14 protein-coding genes are annotated in these 14,860 nt (G+C 39.6%); 8 read left to right on the top strand and 6 right to left on the bottom strand.

Going from position 1 to position 14,860, the window contains the following annotated elements:
* Positions 1-12: 12 nt before the first annotated feature.
* The 4 genes from AACM45_RS05505 to AACM45_RS05490 all read right to left on the bottom strand — a co-directional run bounded on the left by AACM45_RS05505 (position 13) and on the right by AACM45_RS05490 (position 3,725).
* Positions 13-771, bottom strand: a complete 759-nt coding sequence (locus AACM45_RS05505; protein ID WP_339141294.1) for an anti-sigma factor — start codon at positions 769-771, stop codon at positions 13-15.
* Complete coding sequence (locus AACM45_RS05500) at positions 768-1,334, bottom strand: RNA polymerase sigma factor (protein WP_339141293.1); 567 nt, start codon at positions 1,332-1,334, stop codon at positions 768-770. Before AACM45_RS05500 ends, AACM45_RS05505 begins: the two co-directional genes overlap by 4 nt.
* 184 nt (positions 1,335-1,518) lie before the next feature.
* On the bottom strand, positions 1,519-2,535 hold the full coding sequence (murB, locus tag AACM45_RS05495; RefSeq protein WP_339141292.1) for a UDP-N-acetylmuramate dehydrogenase: 1,017 nt from the start codon (positions 2,533-2,535) through the stop codon (positions 1,519-1,521).
* Positions 2,532-3,725 (bottom strand): pyridoxal phosphate-dependent aminotransferase, encoded by a 1,194-nt coding sequence (locus tag AACM45_RS05490; protein ID WP_339141291.1) that lies wholly within the window; start codon positions 3,723-3,725, stop codon positions 2,532-2,534. Before AACM45_RS05490 ends, murB begins: the two co-directional genes overlap by 4 nt.
* A 155-nt stretch (positions 3,726-3,880) precedes the next feature.
* On the opposite strand from AACM45_RS05490, the gene AACM45_RS05485 reads away from it, so the two are divergent.
* Positions 3,881-5,227, top strand: coding sequence for an aspartyl protease family protein (locus tag AACM45_RS05485; RefSeq protein ID WP_339141289.1), 1,347 nt, complete (start codon positions 3,881-3,883; stop codon positions 5,225-5,227).
* Between the two features lie 35 nt (positions 5,228-5,262).
* Here the strand turns inward: AACM45_RS05485 and AACM45_RS05480 are convergent, their stop codons facing one another.
* Positions 5,263-5,649 carry a DUF1573 domain-containing protein gene (locus tag AACM45_RS05480; RefSeq protein WP_339141288.1) on the bottom strand — a complete coding sequence of 129 codons (387 nt, stop codon included), beginning with the start codon at positions 5,647-5,649 and terminating at the stop codon, positions 5,263-5,265.
* Between the two features lie 202 nt (positions 5,650-5,851).
* Here AACM45_RS05480 and AACM45_RS05475 point away from each other — a divergent pair, with 202 nt between their 5' ends.
* The 3 genes from AACM45_RS05475 to AACM45_RS05465 are packed head-to-tail and all read left to right on the top strand — an operon-like array spanning position 5,852 to position 9,213.
* Positions 5,852-8,494, top strand: a complete 2,643-nt coding sequence (locus tag AACM45_RS05475; RefSeq protein ID WP_339141287.1) for a valine--tRNA ligase — start codon at positions 5,852-5,854, stop codon at positions 8,492-8,494.
* On the top strand, positions 8,491-8,898 hold the full coding sequence (locus tag AACM45_RS05470) for a hypothetical protein (RefSeq protein WP_339141286.1): 408 nt from the start codon (positions 8,491-8,493) through the stop codon (positions 8,896-8,898). Before AACM45_RS05475 ends, AACM45_RS05470 begins: the two co-directional genes overlap by 4 nt.
* Positions 8,899-8,916: 18 nt before the next feature.
* The gene (locus AACM45_RS05465) at positions 8,917-9,213 is read left to right on the top strand and encodes a hypothetical protein (protein WP_339141285.1); all 297 of its coding nucleotides are present in this window, start codon (positions 8,917-8,919) and stop codon (positions 9,211-9,213) included.
* On the opposite strand, the gene AACM45_RS05460 is transcribed toward AACM45_RS05465, so the two are convergent.
* On the bottom strand, positions 9,210-10,040 hold the full coding sequence (locus AACM45_RS05460; RefSeq protein WP_339141284.1) for a DMT family transporter: 831 nt from the start codon (positions 10,038-10,040) through the stop codon (positions 9,210-9,212). The two genes, AACM45_RS05465 and AACM45_RS05460, sit on opposite strands and share 4 nt — an antisense overlap.
* A gap of 120 nt (positions 10,041-10,160) precedes the next feature.
* On the opposite strand from AACM45_RS05460, the gene AACM45_RS05455 reads away from it, so the two are divergent.
* The 4 genes from AACM45_RS05455 to AACM45_RS05440 are packed head-to-tail and all read left to right on the top strand — an operon-like array spanning position 10,161 to position 14,847.
* On the top strand, positions 10,161-10,676 hold the full coding sequence (locus AACM45_RS05455; RefSeq protein WP_339141283.1) for a hypothetical protein: 516 nt from the start codon (positions 10,161-10,163) through the stop codon (positions 10,674-10,676).
* Positions 10,677-10,726: 50 nt separating this feature from the next.
* Positions 10,727-11,611 carry an MBL fold metallo-hydrolase gene (locus AACM45_RS05450; RefSeq protein ID WP_339141281.1) on the top strand — a complete coding sequence of 295 codons (885 nt, stop codon included), beginning with the start codon at positions 10,727-10,729 and terminating at the stop codon, positions 11,609-11,611.
* 10 nt (positions 11,612-11,621) lie between these two features.
* The gene (locus AACM45_RS05445; protein WP_339141280.1) at positions 11,622-12,506 is read left to right on the top strand and encodes a dienelactone hydrolase family protein; all 885 of its coding nucleotides are present in this window, start codon (positions 11,622-11,624) and stop codon (positions 12,504-12,506) included.
* Positions 12,507-12,546: 40 nt separating this feature from the next.
* Positions 12,547-14,847, top strand: coding sequence for an FdhF/YdeP family oxidoreductase (locus AACM45_RS05440; RefSeq protein WP_339141279.1), 2,301 nt, complete (start codon positions 12,547-12,549; stop codon positions 14,845-14,847).
* Positions 14,848-14,860 lie beyond the last annotated feature (13 nt).

The following is a 14,860-nucleotide window of genomic DNA, read 5'->3' as shown; positions in this document are numbered from 1 at the left end:
CTTTAAGTACCGTTAGTAATTGATGTTCGCCACGATATTCTGAACGGTTGGGGTAGAATTTCCTCCTTGCGGTTCTATCGTGATATAACCAATTGCGTTATCGGCATATGGCAGGGCGAACAATTTGTCTTTATTGTCAAGAGCCCTGATGATCCCAAGATTCACCATTTCCCCATTGACCTCTGCCCACATCTGAAAGCATTTGTCTTCTGGCAACTGCGGTAAGTTACTCACGTTGATATACGATAACTTCTTTACAGGGTTAATATAGGCGACCGCTTTGAGTTCTTTCGCTTTTTTATTACCCATGACCGAGTACTTTTTCGTATTCGGATTGTTAAGCACGATATATTGGTTTCGAATATCCTCCAATTGCACTTTCATATCCATTTCAAGATCTTTGATCTTATTGGTGACGAGGGTATTCTCTTGTTGCAAACTCTTATTCTGATTGTAAAAGAAAAAAGCCGATCCAGCAAAGATACATGCGGCTATGCTCGCTGCGACGGCGTATCTGAAGAATTTACTTTTACCTCGTTTTTCTTGACGTATTTTAGAAATGATTTTTTCCTTTAATCCTTCAGGGGCCTTTAGCTTATGGATTTTCGCAAAGGTCTCAAGATTTTCTTGAAGCTCATTATAGGTTTTGCGAACTTCTGGGTACATCGCGATATAACGTTCGACCTGAAGTGATTCTTCCGTCGTGGTTGTGCCCAGTAGATACTTTTCCAACAAATCGGTATCTAAAAATAGTTTAATCTTTTCTGTCATTTTAAGAGACTTAACATCCATAAAAGCACCATTGAGGCGCCGTAAATCTTGCGTAATTCCCTAAGGCCTATCTTCAAACGTGATTTTATGGTTCCTAACGGAATATCCAGTTCATCACTAGCTTCTTGTTGTGTCATACCTTCAAAAAATAAGGCATCCAGAACAACTTTGTACTTAGGTTCAATTTTTTCAAGGTGTTCTTTGACATCCATAAACTCTGGTCTAGTAGTGTCAACACCTAGATTATATACGTCTGAAACATCGATTTGGATTTCCTTATCTGATTTTGTATTGATACTTCGCAACTTATCAATAGCGGTATTTCTGGTTATGCGAAATAACCAAGTGAACAGCTTCGCCTTAGAAGCGTCGTAAGAATCTGATTTCTTCCAGATTTTCACAAAACTTTCTTGAACCACATCTTGGGCCAAATCTTCATCTTTCACTACTTTATAGGCAACACCGTACAAGGTGTCCGCATAATTATCATAAAGTAATGAAATTGCTTTTTCATCACGTTCTTGAAGTAGTTCAACAATATGCTTCTCTAATAGTGTGCTCATAAAAAATTATGATGAAAAAGGGACCTTAAAAAATCCAAATGCCTTTTCTATCCGTAAATAGGATAACGCTAAAGTATAAAATTGATTATTTACAAGAGCGAATATATAAGAGATTAGTTATCGTATATAAATTTTTGGTTAGTTTGGTTTGGTATAACCCCGGTTCGCTGCTCAGTGGCCGGGGTTATTTTATGACATTCACTTCAGGTGAAATCTCGATTTGAAATGTATTCCTTACTTCGCTTTGTATTTTCAAGGCCAGTTCCCAAATTTCCTTCCCCGTGGCACTTCCGTAGTTGACCAGCACCAACGCCTGTTTTTCGTGAACTCCCGCATCCCCGATTCGTTCTCCCTTAAAACCACACTGTTCAATTAACCATCCTGCCGGAATTTTGTAGTTTCCGTCTTCCAGTTCATAAAAAGGGGCTTCAGGGTTTTTCTTTTGAAATACCTTAAAGGTCTTTTTTGAGATTATGGGATTTTTGAAAAAACTTCCGCTGTTACCCAGTTCTTTGGGGTCAGGTAGTTTGCTTTTGCGAATCGCAATGACAGCATCTGAAATATCCGTTATGGTCGGATAAACAATTTCTTTTCTTTGGAGTTGGCTTTCAATGGCACCATAAAAAGTCAACAGCTTATGGTCTCGTTTGGTCAGTTTTAAGGCAACCGAGGTAATGATATACTTACCTTTCACCTCTTTTTTAAAGATGGAGTCACGGTAACCGAATTTGCAATCTTCCTTTGAAAATTCACTGAGTTCCAAGCTTTCTACATCCATGGCCTCGCAGGCGATGAAAACATCTTTGATCTCTACGCCATAGGCACCGATGTTTTGTATGGGGGCCGTACCCGTATTTCCCGGAATCAGGGATAGGTTTTCAAGCCCACCATAACCGCGTTCTAAACACCAGAGCACCAATTCATGCCAGTTTTCACCAGCCATGACCTTTATTATGATGGAATTTTCATCTTCTTCAACTATTGAGATTCCCTTCAAGTTGATATACATGACCAGGGCATCAATGTCTTTCGTCAAGAGCATGTTACTTCCTCCACTGATAACAAATCGTTCAGGGTATGCCGATAATTGCAAGGCTTTTTGAAGTTGAAGAAGACTTGTGATTTCGACAAAAGACTTTGCCTTCACGTCTATACCAAAGGTATTGTAGGCTTTAAGCGATATGTTCTCAAGTATATTCACGATTTTAGATAGGCTTCCAATCCTTTCTTCAGAATGAGTACCGCCCTTTTAAGCTGCTCTTTATCTAAAACATAGGCGATTCGTATTTGGTTCGAACCACTATGTGGAGTGGCATAAAAGCCACCGGCCGGAGCGACCATTACCGTGTCGCCGTCTATGTCGAAATGCTCAAGAAGCCATTGTGCAAAATCATCGGCGTCGTTGATGGGTAGTTCAACCACGCAATAAAATGCGCCACTAGGCTTGGCAATTTTTATATTTTCGATTTTTTGTAGCTCTCGCAGCAGCAAATCCCGTCTTGAGACATATTCTTCAATAACGGCATCGAAATAGCTTTGGGGTGTTTCAAGTGCTGCCTCGGCAGCGATTTGTGCCAAGGTCGGAGGTGACAAACGGGCTTGGGCAAATTTCATGGCCGTTTGCACGACTTCCTTGTTTTTCGAAACAATGCAACCGATTCTAGCACCACACATGCTGTAGCGTTTAGAAACAGAGTCGACCACTATGGCATGGTCCGTAATATCAGGTTCACTAAGTATCGAAAAATGTTTCTTGCCGTCATAGGTAAATTCACGATAGACTTCATCGGCAATCAAAAAGAGGTCGTGTTTTTTGACCAATGCTACCAGTTGAAGTATTTCGTCGTGATTATATAAATATCCGGTTGGGTTACCAGGGTTACAAATTAGTATTCCCTTCGTATTTGAAGTTATCTTTTTTTCAAATTCAGTTACAGGGGGTAAGGCAAAATTGTTTTCTATGGTCGCCATTATCGGTACCACTTTAACGCCATTGGCCGTTGCGAATCCGTTGTAATTGGCATAAAAGGGTTCGGGTATGATAATTTCATCCCCTTCGTCTAAAATAGAGCCCATGGTAAATGCCAAGGCTTCCGATCCCCCTGTGGTCACAATAATATCGTCTGCGGTAACCTTGATATTATGTTTATCATAATAGTCTGCAATTTTTTCCCGATAGTTATCAGAGCCTTCTGTCCGGCTGTATGCCAAAACCTCAATATCATGATTTTTGATGGCATCCAAGGCGATTTTTGGTGTTTTGATATCAGGTTGGCCAATATTCAGGTGAATTACATGTATTCCCCTTTTTTTTGCCTTTTCTGCAAAGGGAACCAACTTACGGATAGGGGAGGGCGGCATTAAAGATCCTTTTTTCGATATCTGTGGCATGGCAAGCTTAAATTTTCAGCAAAAATGCGGAAACATCGTTTGCAAAACAATTAATAGCACCATTTATTTGAATCCATTACATAGTGTTAAATTTAAGTGTTACTATTTTTTATTTGCTATCTTTAAGTAAGGTAATCCCTTAAAAATTAGGTGGTTTGAATAGAAAGCATATATATCTTTTACTTTTTTTATTGCTTTTTGGTTTTATAGGCTTCGCACAGAAATTCCATATTTCAACACAAAAGAAGTTTGAAAAAGTCAGGTTTGAATTGGTGAACAACCTTATGATAGTGCCTGTTGAATTGAATGGGGCAAAACTTTCCTTTATTTTAGATACCGGGGTCAGTAGCCCTATCCTTTTTAATTTGACAGACCAAGATTCCGTTCAAATAAATAATGTTTCTGAGATTTCGCTGCGCGGATTGGGGGAGGGAGAACCTATCAAAGCTTTAAAATCTGAAGGAAATACCTTTAAGATTGGCAGTGCCAAAAGTTTTAATCAATCGCTATATGTGGTTTTGGACAAGGATATCAATTTTTCGGCATCATTGGGCGTCCCCGTTCATGGTATTATAGGTTATGATGTGTTTAAAAGCTTCGTCGTTGATATTAATTATCAAAAACGCTCTTTAAAACTTTTTAATCCAGAATCTTATCAATATCAGACCTCGAAAAAGAAACAGACTTTACCACTGACGATTATTGATAAAAAAGCGTATGTAGATGGCGCAGTAGCCCTTTCAGATGATGAGGAAGTGCCCGTGAAGCTTCTCGTTGATACTGGAAGTAGTGATGCACTTTGGCTTTTTCATGACCCTGAAAAAGGGTTAGAGGTGCCAGATTCCAACTACGAGGATTTTTTAGGAAAAGGATTGAGCGGTAATATTTTTGGAAAACGCACAAAACTGAACGGCATTCGCATAGGAAACTTTCGATTGAACGAAGCTAAAGTAGCGTTTCCCCATAAAGAATCATTAAATGCGATTATAAACTTAGGTGATAGAAATGGAAGTGTCGGTGGTGAGGTCTTGAAAAGGTTTCATATTATTTTCGATTATATGAACAACAAGATCACGCTTTCGAAAAATGCAAGTTTCAATGCTCCTTTTCATTATAACTTGGCGGGTATTGATCTACAGCATAATGGTGTTCGCTATATAGCCGAACAAATCGCTGATGTTAACGGTGTGGTGACCGGCGACAATAAGACTTTTGGTAACGTCCAGTTATTATTGGAGAATCGAACGAGGTTAAGCCTTGTGCCTGAAATAGTTGTTTCCGGTATTCGTGCGGGTAGTCCGGCTGAAGAGGCGGGTTTGCGAGAGGGGGATATCATTTTAGCCGTGAATGGGAGAAAGGTTTACGGATACAAACTTCAAGAAATTTTACAAATGATGAACCGTAAAGAAGGTAAGCGTATTCGAATCTTGATTGAACGATATAATAAAGACTTACTTTTCTCTTTTGTGCTCAAAGACCTCTTTAAAACAAAAAAGCCCTGACAAATGTCAAGGCTTTATTAATTTGTTTCTTTTTTCTATTTGGCACCGTCACTTTTGACCATACCTTTAATTTTAATCACCTTTGTCGGCGTATTTGCATTAGAGGTTACCGTGATGGCCTTTCTTATTGGCCCAACACGCTTAGTGTCATATTTAACTTGAATTTCTCCGGTTTCACCTGGCATGATAGGCGCATCAGGTTTTTTAGGAATCGTACAACCACAGCTTGATTTCACATCACTGATCACCAAGGGTGCATCGCCTGTATTGGTAAATTCGAATACACGTACACCATCACTACCTTTTGCAATTTCGCCGTAATCAACGGTTTCCGTCTTGAACTCGATTTTGGCGGTCTTTTCCTGTGCTTTTACGCTTACGGCCAAAAGACCTACAAATAATAAAAGTACTAGCTTTTTCATTTTTTCTTCATTTTGAGGAACTTCAAAAGTAGTGGATTTCAACCTACCTCCAAAATTCTTTTGTCTTCTAATAACGTTACTTATTTTTGTTTCGTATTTCGCGGATTGGTCAATCGTTGAAGAATAGCGTAATTTTAACATAGCGCAATTTTCATTTCGATTGCCCAATCCACTTTTATTTAGACAAAAACTATACCGAAAAATGGAGATTCCTTCAAAATACGATTCCAGTAAAGTAGAACAACGTTGGTATGACTACTGGATGGAACATGGGTTTTTTAATTCAAAACCTGATGATAGGGAGCCTTATACCATTGTAATTCCGCCCCCTAATGTGACCGGGGTTTTGCATATGGGGCATATGCTCAATAACACCATACAAGACGTTTTGATACGAAAGGCGCGATTAGAAGGTAAAAACGCTTGTTGGGTGCCTGGTACCGACCATGCTTCCATCGCTACGGAGGCAAAAGTCGTCGCTAAATTGAAGGAAGAGGGTATCAACAAGGCCGATTTGACTCGGGAAGAGTTTCTTAAGCATGCTTGGGATTGGACCGATGAATATGGCGGGGTAATTCTACAACAACTCAAAAAACTTGGATGTTCTTGTGATTGGGATCGTACCAAGTTCACCATGGATGACGATATGTCAGCATCTGTAATCAAGGTTTTTGTTGATTTATACGCTAAAGGCCTTATTTATAGAGGGTATCGGATGGTAAATTGGGATCCAGAGGCCAAAACTACCCTATCTGATGAAGAAGTACATTATGAAGAAAGACAAGGATTACTGTACTATTTGTCTTATGAAATTGAAGGTTCTGATGAAAAGGTAACCATTGCGACAACGAGACCTGAGACTATTTTAGGTGATACGGCCATTTGCATCAATCCGAACGATGATAGGTATGCCCATTTGAAAGGCAAAAAAGCAATTGTGCCGATTTGTAACAGGGTTATTCCAATTATAGAAGACGACTATGTAGATATGGAATTTGGTACAGGTTGTTTAAAGGTGACCCCTGCCCATGACGAAAATGATAAGGCCCTGGGGGAGAAACACCATCTAGAGATTATCGATATTTTCAATGACGATGCGAGTCTAAATTCCTTCGGAATGCACTATGAGGGCAAAGACCGTTTTGTAGTGCGCAAAGAAATCGCCGAAGAGTTGAAAGAAAAGGGTTTTCTGGTAAAAACAGAGCAACATACCAACAAGGTCGGTACCTCAGAGCGTACCAAGGCGGTTATTGAGCCAAGATTATCGGACCAATGGTTTTTAAAAATGGAAGATTTGGCCAAACCTGCCATAGATGCTGTGCTAAAAACGGGCGAGGTGAAGTTGTTTCCAAAAAAGTTCGAGAGTACTTACCGCCATTGGATGGAAAACATCCGCGATTGGAATATCTCACGCCAATTGTGGTGGGGACAGCAAATACCCGCATATTACTATGGCGATGGAGAAGAAGATTTTGTTGTAGCTGAATCAAAGGAAAAGGCGCTTGAACTTGCACAACAAGCTGTCATCTCGAGCGGAGTCGAGAGGTCTCTGACTACAGATGATTTACGTCAAGATTCAGACGTTTTAGATACTTGGTTTTCTTCGTGGCTATGGCCCATCAGTGTTTTTGGTGGAATTTTAGATCCCGATAATGAAGAGGTCAATTATTATTATCCTACCAATGATCTGGTAACCGGCCCCGATATCTTATTTTTCTGGGTAGCGCGCATGATTGTTGCTGGTTATGAGTTCAGAAACGAACGGCCCTATGAGAATGTATATTTAACAGGACTGGTACGTGATAAACAACGCCGTAAAATGTCCAAGCAATTGGGCAATTCTCCAGATGCCTTAAAGTTGATTGAGGAATATGGTGCAGATGGGGTGCGTGTAGGGTTGTTATTAAGCTCTGCAGCGGGTAACGATTTGATGTTCGACGAGGCGCTGTGCCAACAAGGAAAGAATTTTGCCAATAAAATATGGAATGCCTTTAGACTGGTAAAAGGATGGGAGGTGGCTGATATTGAACAACCACAGGCCGCTCAGCTGGGTATTGAATGGTATAGGGCGAAGTTCAATCAAACCTTGGCGGAGATAGAAGATCATTACAGTAAATATCGAATATCTGATGCTTTGATGGCCATTTACAAATTGGTTTGGGACGATTTTTGCTCTTGGTTTTTAGAGATTGTAAAGCCAGAATATCAAAAACCAATTGATAAGAAAACCTTAGTTGAGATAGTACACTTATTTGAAGAAAATTTGAAACTGTTGCATCCATTTATGCCCTTTTTAAGTGAAGAAGTTTGGCAGCATATGGCTGAACGTACCCCTGAACAGGCGCTTTGTATTGCAGATTGGCCAAAGGTCGGTGCGACGGATAGCGGTCTACTAAATGATTTTGAATTTGCTACTGAAATAATTTCTGGGGTTCGGAATATCCGAAAAGAAAAAAACATTGCCAATAAAGAAGTTTTAGAGCTAATGGAACTAAATGGTGAAGATTCAGGTTCTAAAATGGACGCCATTATTACGAAATTGGGGAATCTTTCTACCATTGAAACTGTGGATACTGCTGTTGATGGAGCTTTGAGTTTTAGGGTAAAAAGCAACGAATATTTTATACCTATAGCGGGAGCAATTGATGTGGATGCCGAGATTCAGAAAATCAATGAAGAACTTAAGTATACCAAAGGTTTCTTACAGTCGGTTCAAAAGAAACTTTCGAATGAGCGTTTTGTAAACAATGCACCACCAAAAGTGGTCGAAATGGAACGTAAAAAAGTCGCTGATGCAGAGGCTAAGATTCAGACTTTAGAGAAAAGTTTAGCAAGTTTGGGATGAAAAATTTAAATATTACATTTCAAATAAACTTTATAGTTCTTGGAATGTTCTTTTATTCAGGACTCGCTCAAGAAGTAAAATATGAACAAGGTGGTATAGGCTATTCCAAATCATTTATTGATAGTGAATTTAGTTATGATAAGGTATACGACAAGCATAGTGGCAGAAAGCTAGAAGGCAATGAAGTTAATAGTCTGATTAAAAAAAATCCTAGATTCCTATTAGAAAAGGTGTATGATGAAGAAGGTAGAGTGGTTAAATATCTTTATGATAAAACAGCACAGGCATTCGGTCCTCAGAATATTAGTATATCAAAAAGTAGTTTTGACAAATTTACTTTTGCTACAATTGATGACAGAAAGATAAGTTTACATGAATTGACAGGTAAATTGGTGCTAATTTGATTTGCGGTTTTTCCAGATATGTTTCATCACAAAGAACATGAAATTAAAGCCTTGGATGAAATGATTGATTCATCTAAAAACAAAGAGCACATTCGAGCCTTTATATTGTTTGACGGTAGCAAACAAATGATCAATACCATTTTTAATTATAAGGAATCCAATTTTATGCCGGTGGCAAATGCTCGAAACTTTGTCGAAAAGTTTGGGATTAGAAGATTTCCTAAAACCTTGGTGGTCAGTCAAAAAGGTGAGCTTTTGGAAAGCTTCTCTTACTCAGAAGACATCAATTTGGATGATTATTTTGAAAATGACTAGTTCTTCTTAACCAAAGTATTTGCTACCAAGCCTCCAATAATTAAAAAGAGCCCGAGAAAACTGAGTAGGGTATAAGTATCACCAAACCAAAAAATGCCAATACCAATGGTGAAAACGACTTCAGTATATTTTATGGGGGCGACCACATTGGTTGGCGCCGATTGAAAAGCCTTGGTCATATACACCTGACCAAAATAGCCAAATACGCCTAGGCTTAAGAGTAATAACCAATCCCATTCTTTGGGTTGTACCCATATAAAAATACTGATGATACCGCCTACAAGGGTTGATAAGAACATGAAGTAATTGACCACGACTACCGGGTGGTCGCCTTTTCCGATTTTTCGGATCAGTACATAAACCAGTCCGGTAAAGACCGATGCCATAAGCACCAATGTCATTCCATTATTATCGATAGTGTCATCAAAGCCCTTTAACATGATAACTCCAGAAAAGGCTACCAAAAAGAAGGGCACCTGTATGGGTTTAAGTCTTTCTTTGAGTAAAAAAACGGCAAAAATGGCCCCGAAGATAGGAGCGATATACCTGAGGGAGACTGCGGTACCGATAGACAAATACTTAAAAGAAATGAAAAAGAGGCTCATTGAGATCAATCCGGCCACCGCTCTTAATGATAAAAGCCTTCGCTGGTTTCCCATCAATTTTATGTTGTTCTTTATGAGGTATGAAGTAGCGAAAAAAAACGAAGTTACCGATCTGAAAAAAACCAATTGAAACCCGGGTATGTGTTCCAAATATTTGATGAAGGCATTCATCAATGAGAAAGATGCCGTACTGATAAGCATAAATAGAAGCGCTTTTCTCACCTAATCGTTTTCAAGCAACAAAACTACATCAAATTAAATCGGAATTTATAGATAGTTTTTAGGCAAAAACTAGGATGTAAAATGGATATTACTTTTCTTTGTTTGAAATCAATCTAAATAATGTCAAAGCAGAGGGAAGTGTCCAATAAAATGCGAATCTATCACAGGTATTTAGGTTTCTTTTTAGCGGGGATTATGGCAGTTTATGCCCTAAGTGGTGTCGTTTTGATTTTTCGCGATACCGATTTTTTGAAAAAGGAGATTCTGAATGAAAAACAAGTTGCCGCCAATTTAAATGCGGAACAACTTGGTAAGGAAATCAAGATAAAGCGCTTAAAATTCAGTGAGGTATCCGATGGTATTGCCACTTTTAAAGGAGGCTCCTACAATACCCAAACAGGAGAGGTCAGTTACACCACTAAACGCTTACCCCTTGTTTTAGATAAGATGACCCATTTGCACAAGGCCAAATCTTCAGACCCATTATATTTTCTGAATATGTTCTTTGGTGGCGCCCTTTTATTCTTCGTGATATCTTCGTTTTGGATGTTTTTACCAAATACGACAATCTTCAAAAAGGGAATGTATTTTGCCGCGGCCGGAGTAGTATTGACACTTATTTTACTTTTGGTTTGAAATAAACTCGAAATCCGTAACTTACTGGGGTAGAACTTTTAACTATAGAAATGAAAAAGTTAATCCCATTAGTCATCGCATTTGTTGGCTTCAGCTCATTCTCACAAAGAGATTGGAGTACTGTCGAAATTACTTCTGAGAAGTTATCTGAAAATATTTATGTGCTTTTCGGGGCAGGCGGTAATATGGGCCTAGCCATTGGTGCTGAAAATGCCTATTTGATTGATGATCAGTTTGGTCCGCTATCAGAGAAAATAGTTTCCCATATCCAAACCCTTACCGACAAACCTATCAAATGGGTTTTGAACACACATTGGCATGGCGATCATACTGGTGGTAATGAAAACATGGCAAAACAGGGGGCGATTATCATTGCCCATGAAAATGTGCGCAAGCGCATGTCTACAAAACAAGACCGCGGTGGTGGACGGATCGCTGAGCCGTCTCCAGGTTCAGCATGGCCAGTAATCACCTTCAACGAAAAAATGACCTTGTATTTAGATAATGGTAACACCATGCATGCCATGCATGTAAACGATGCCCATACCGATGGGGATTCCTATTATTATTTTCTTGAAGACAATGTGCTCCACATGGGTGATAATTTTTTTGTAGGTCGTTACCCTTATATCGATTTGAACTCGGGTGGTGATATCGATGGTCTTATCAGTAATGTAACTATGGCATTGGGTATGGTCGATGACAATACTAAGATAATTCCAGGTCATGGTCGGTTGGCCTCTAAAGATGATTTGAAAAGCTATGCTGCGATAATAACTACACTGCGCGAACGGGTAAAGAAAGCTAGGGATGAAGGAAATTCTTTAGAACAGGTGCAAAAACTGGGGCTTTCAAAAGAATGGGATGCCACCCACGGTCAGGGATTTATCAATGCCGATCGAATCATCGAGTTTATTTACAAATCTGCAGACTAAATCCTTTATCATGAAGCAATTGAAAAAAGAAGACATCCCACAAGAGGTATTTGACCTCTATGATGATTATGCCCATAATAAAATTCAACGAAGGGAATTTATAGAAAAACTGTCCTTATATACCATAGGTGGCTTTACCTTACCAAGTTTATTGAGCTTTATGATGCCCAACTACACCAATACCATGTTGGTGGATCCAAAAGATCCTAAACTTGATTCAGAATTTATCACCTATAATTCAGGGAAAGGGGGAGGTGAAATCAAAGCACTACTATCAAAACCAAAAACGTTCGAAGATAAACTAGGGGGTATTGTAGTGGTACATGAGAACAGGGGTTTAAATCCATATATTGAAGATACTGCAAGAAGGGCTGCTTTAGAAGGTTTTATTACTATAGCCCCCGATGCGTTGACCCCATTAGGGGGCTATCCCGGCACTGATGATGAAGGACGGGCGATGCAAAGAAAACGTAATCGTAATAAGATGCTTGAAGATTTTATTGCTGCTTTTGGGTATCTAAAGAATCATGAAGATTGTAACGGTAAAATTGGGGTAGTAGGTTTTTGTTTTGGGGGATGGATTGCCAATATGATGGCGACACAAGTTGAAGATTTAAAGGCAGCAGTTCCTTTTTATGGAGGGCAACCCAAAGAAAACATTGCCAAGATAAAAGCACCGTTACTGCTTCAATTTGCAGGTTTGGATAAACGCGTGAACGCAGGATGGCCAGCTTATGAGGAAAGTCTTAAGGCTGAGGGTAAAGAATACCAAGTATTCGTATACCCTGAGGTGAACCACGGGTTTCATAATAATACTACTGCACGATACAACAAAGAAGCTGCCGAACTTGCCTGGAAGCGTACCATTGAATTTTTTAAAAAAAAATTGGTTTAATTTTTAGGTAGAACTAAGGTTACAGTCATTTTGTATAGCTATGGAAAAAAAAACTAGACGTACTATTTCAACTACGGGTACTATTCAATTTGCCAACTTGAAAGTTACGGAGCCGGCTGAATATGCAGCTGGTGCAACAGCTATTAAAAAAACAATTGCACATTTAAACAAAGAAACGGGATTGTTCAAATCTTTGGTTACCCTTAGTGCAATGAATCAAAAAGAAGGTTTTGATTGCCCGGGCTGCGCTTGGCCCGATCCTGAAACCCCTTCTAAATTAGGTGAATATTGTGAGAATGGTGCAAAGGCTATTGCAGAAGAAACAAGCCCTGAACGAGCTGACGCGGCATTCTTTGAGCGACACTCCGTAGAAGAATTATCTCGATGGTCTGATTTCGAAATCGGTAAGAGCGGTCGATTGACCGAACCGATGCTTCTTAGATCAGATTCCGTTCACTATAAACCCATTACATGGTCCAATGCTTTTAAGTTAATAGCAGAAGAACTACGTAAACTAAATTCACCAGATGAAGCCGTGTTTTACACCTCAGGCCGTTCAAGTAATGAAGCCGCTTTTTTGTACGGGCTTTTTGTACGCGCTTTTGGCACCAATAACATGCCCGATTGCTCTAATATGTGTCATGAGTCTAGCGGGGTAGGACTGAGTGAGACTTTGGGAATTGGCAAAGGATCGGTGACTTTAGATGATTTGCACGAGGCCGAAGTGGTCATGGTAATTGGACAAAACCCGGGTACCAATCACCCTCGAATGCTTTCGGCCTTGGAACGGTGTAAAAAGAACGGCGGGAAAATTATAACCGTAAACCCCTTAGAGGAAGCTGGTTTGGTACGATTTAAAAATCCACAAAAAATTGATGGAATCATCGGAACCGGTACCGTCTTGACCGACATTTTCCTTCAAGTCAAGATCAATCAAGATGTCGCCTTATTAAAACTGTTGATAAAACGATTATTAGAGAAAGAGCGTAACGGATTTGCTGTATTTGATCAAGATTTTATACAAAATAAAACAGCAGGATATGAGGCATTACTCGATGATTTAGACAGCCATACTGATGAAGGATTATTGGCACTGTCTGGAGTAGCCTCTGAAAAAGTCGACGAAGCTGTTGAACTACTGGCTACCAAAAATAGGATTATCATTTGCTGGGCAATGGGCTTGACCCAGCATAAGAACGGAGTGGATAACATCAAGGAATGCGTCAATTTACTATTGTTAAAAGGTAGTATCGGCAAAAAAGGGGCCGGCACGTGTCCGGTACGTGGGCATAGTAACGTTCAAGGTGATAGAAGCGTCGGTATCATGCATCATGTGTCCAAACCTTTGAACAACGCTTTGAAAAAGGTTTTTGATTTTGATGCACCAGAAAAAGAAGGTCTTGATACCGTGCATTGTATAAAAGCAATGTATGAGGGTAAAGCCAAGGTGTTTATAGCTCTAGGTGGCAATTTTGTTTCCGCCGCATCAGATACCAATTATACGGCTAAGGCATTACAGAACTGCGATTTGACCGTAGCTATAAGTACCAAATTGAATAGAGGGCATTTAATTACGGGTAAAACAGCACTTATTCTTCCTACTTTAGGTAGAACGGAATTGGACGGGATAAATGGTAAACGTAGGTTCGTAACCGTTGAGAATAGTATGGGCAAAGTTCACCAGAGCTCTGGGGGTAGGGTCCCTATCAGCGCATCATTAAAAAGTGAACCAAGCATTGTAGGTGAAATGGCCAACGCCTATTTTAAAGGTAAGCATAATGTGAATTGGTTATCATTAGGGGAAGATTATGACCTAATTCGAAGTAAGATCTCAGAGGTCTATGAGGGCTATGAAAATTATTCAAAACGTTCAAAAGGGTCGGGCTTTTATTTACCCAATAACGCTCGGGAAGCTGATTTTTCAAAACTGCCAAATGGTCGTGCGCAATTCTCCGTTTGTAAATTAGCGGAGCATAGCCCCGAAGCAGATGAATTCGTCTTAATGACCATTCGAAGTCATGATCAGTTCAATACGACTATCTATGATATGAACGATAGGTATAGGGGTATTTATGGGGAAAGACGGATTGTTTTTATGAATCCTGATGATATGAGGGTAAAGGGCATCAAGAACCAACAGGTCATGGATTTGGTTTCAAATTATCATGGCGTTGTGCGTAGAGCGGAGAAATTTAAGGTGATTCCTTATAATATCCCTTCAGGAAATTTGGCAGCCTATTTCCCTGAAACCAATGTTTTAGTGCCGATTGATGAGTTTGCTCGAAAAAGCAACACGCCTGTTAGTAAATCCATTATCGTAAAGGTTATTCCCCATCGTTAAATTAGAAGGATAC

Source organism: Croceitalea sp. MTPC5, assembly GCF_036985505.1.
GTDB lineage: Bacteria > Bacteroidota > Bacteroidia > Flavobacteriales > Flavobacteriaceae > Croceitalea.
This window is presented reverse-complemented; position numbering and strand designations above follow the sequence as displayed.

What these genes read in the sequence shown, in the direction of transcription:
- AACM45_RS05450 (WP_339141281.1), top strand. Translation starts at nt 10,727, where the DNA reads ATGAAAAAGTTAATCCCATTAGTCATCGCATTTGTTGGCTTCAGCTCA.
- AACM45_RS05475 (WP_339141287.1), top strand. Translation starts at nt 5,852, where the DNA reads ATGGAGATTCCTTCAAAATACGATTCCAGTAAAGTAGAACAACGTTGG.
- AACM45_RS05505 (WP_339141294.1), bottom strand. Translation starts at nt 771, where the DNA reads ATGACAGAAAAGATTAAACTATTTTTAGATACCGATTTGTTGGAAAAG.
- AACM45_RS05455 (WP_339141283.1), top strand. Translation starts at nt 10,161, where the DNA reads ATGTCAAAGCAGAGGGAAGTGTCCAATAAAATGCGAATCTATCACAGG.
- AACM45_RS05440 (WP_339141279.1), top strand. Translation starts at nt 12,547, where the DNA reads ATGGAAAAAAAAACTAGACGTACTATTTCAACTACGGGTACTATTCAA.
- AACM45_RS05500 (WP_339141293.1), bottom strand. Translation starts at nt 1,334, where the DNA reads ATGAGCACACTATTAGAGAAGCATATTGTTGAACTACTTCAAGAACGT.
- AACM45_RS05465 (WP_339141285.1), top strand. Translation starts at nt 8,917, where the DNA reads ATGTTTCATCACAAAGAACATGAAATTAAAGCCTTGGATGAAATGATT.
- AACM45_RS05490 (WP_339141291.1), bottom strand. Translation starts at nt 3,725, where the DNA reads ATGCCACAGATATCGAAAAAAGGATCTTTAATGCCGCCCTCCCCTATC.
- AACM45_RS05445 (WP_339141280.1), top strand. Translation starts at nt 11,622, where the DNA reads ATGAAGCAATTGAAAAAAGAAGACATCCCACAAGAGGTATTTGACCTC.
- AACM45_RS05480 (WP_339141288.1), bottom strand. Translation starts at nt 5,649, where the DNA reads ATGAAAAAGCTAGTACTTTTATTATTTGTAGGTCTTTTGGCCGTAAGC.
- AACM45_RS05470 (WP_339141286.1), top strand. Translation starts at nt 8,491, where the DNA reads ATGAAAAATTTAAATATTACATTTCAAATAAACTTTATAGTTCTTGGA.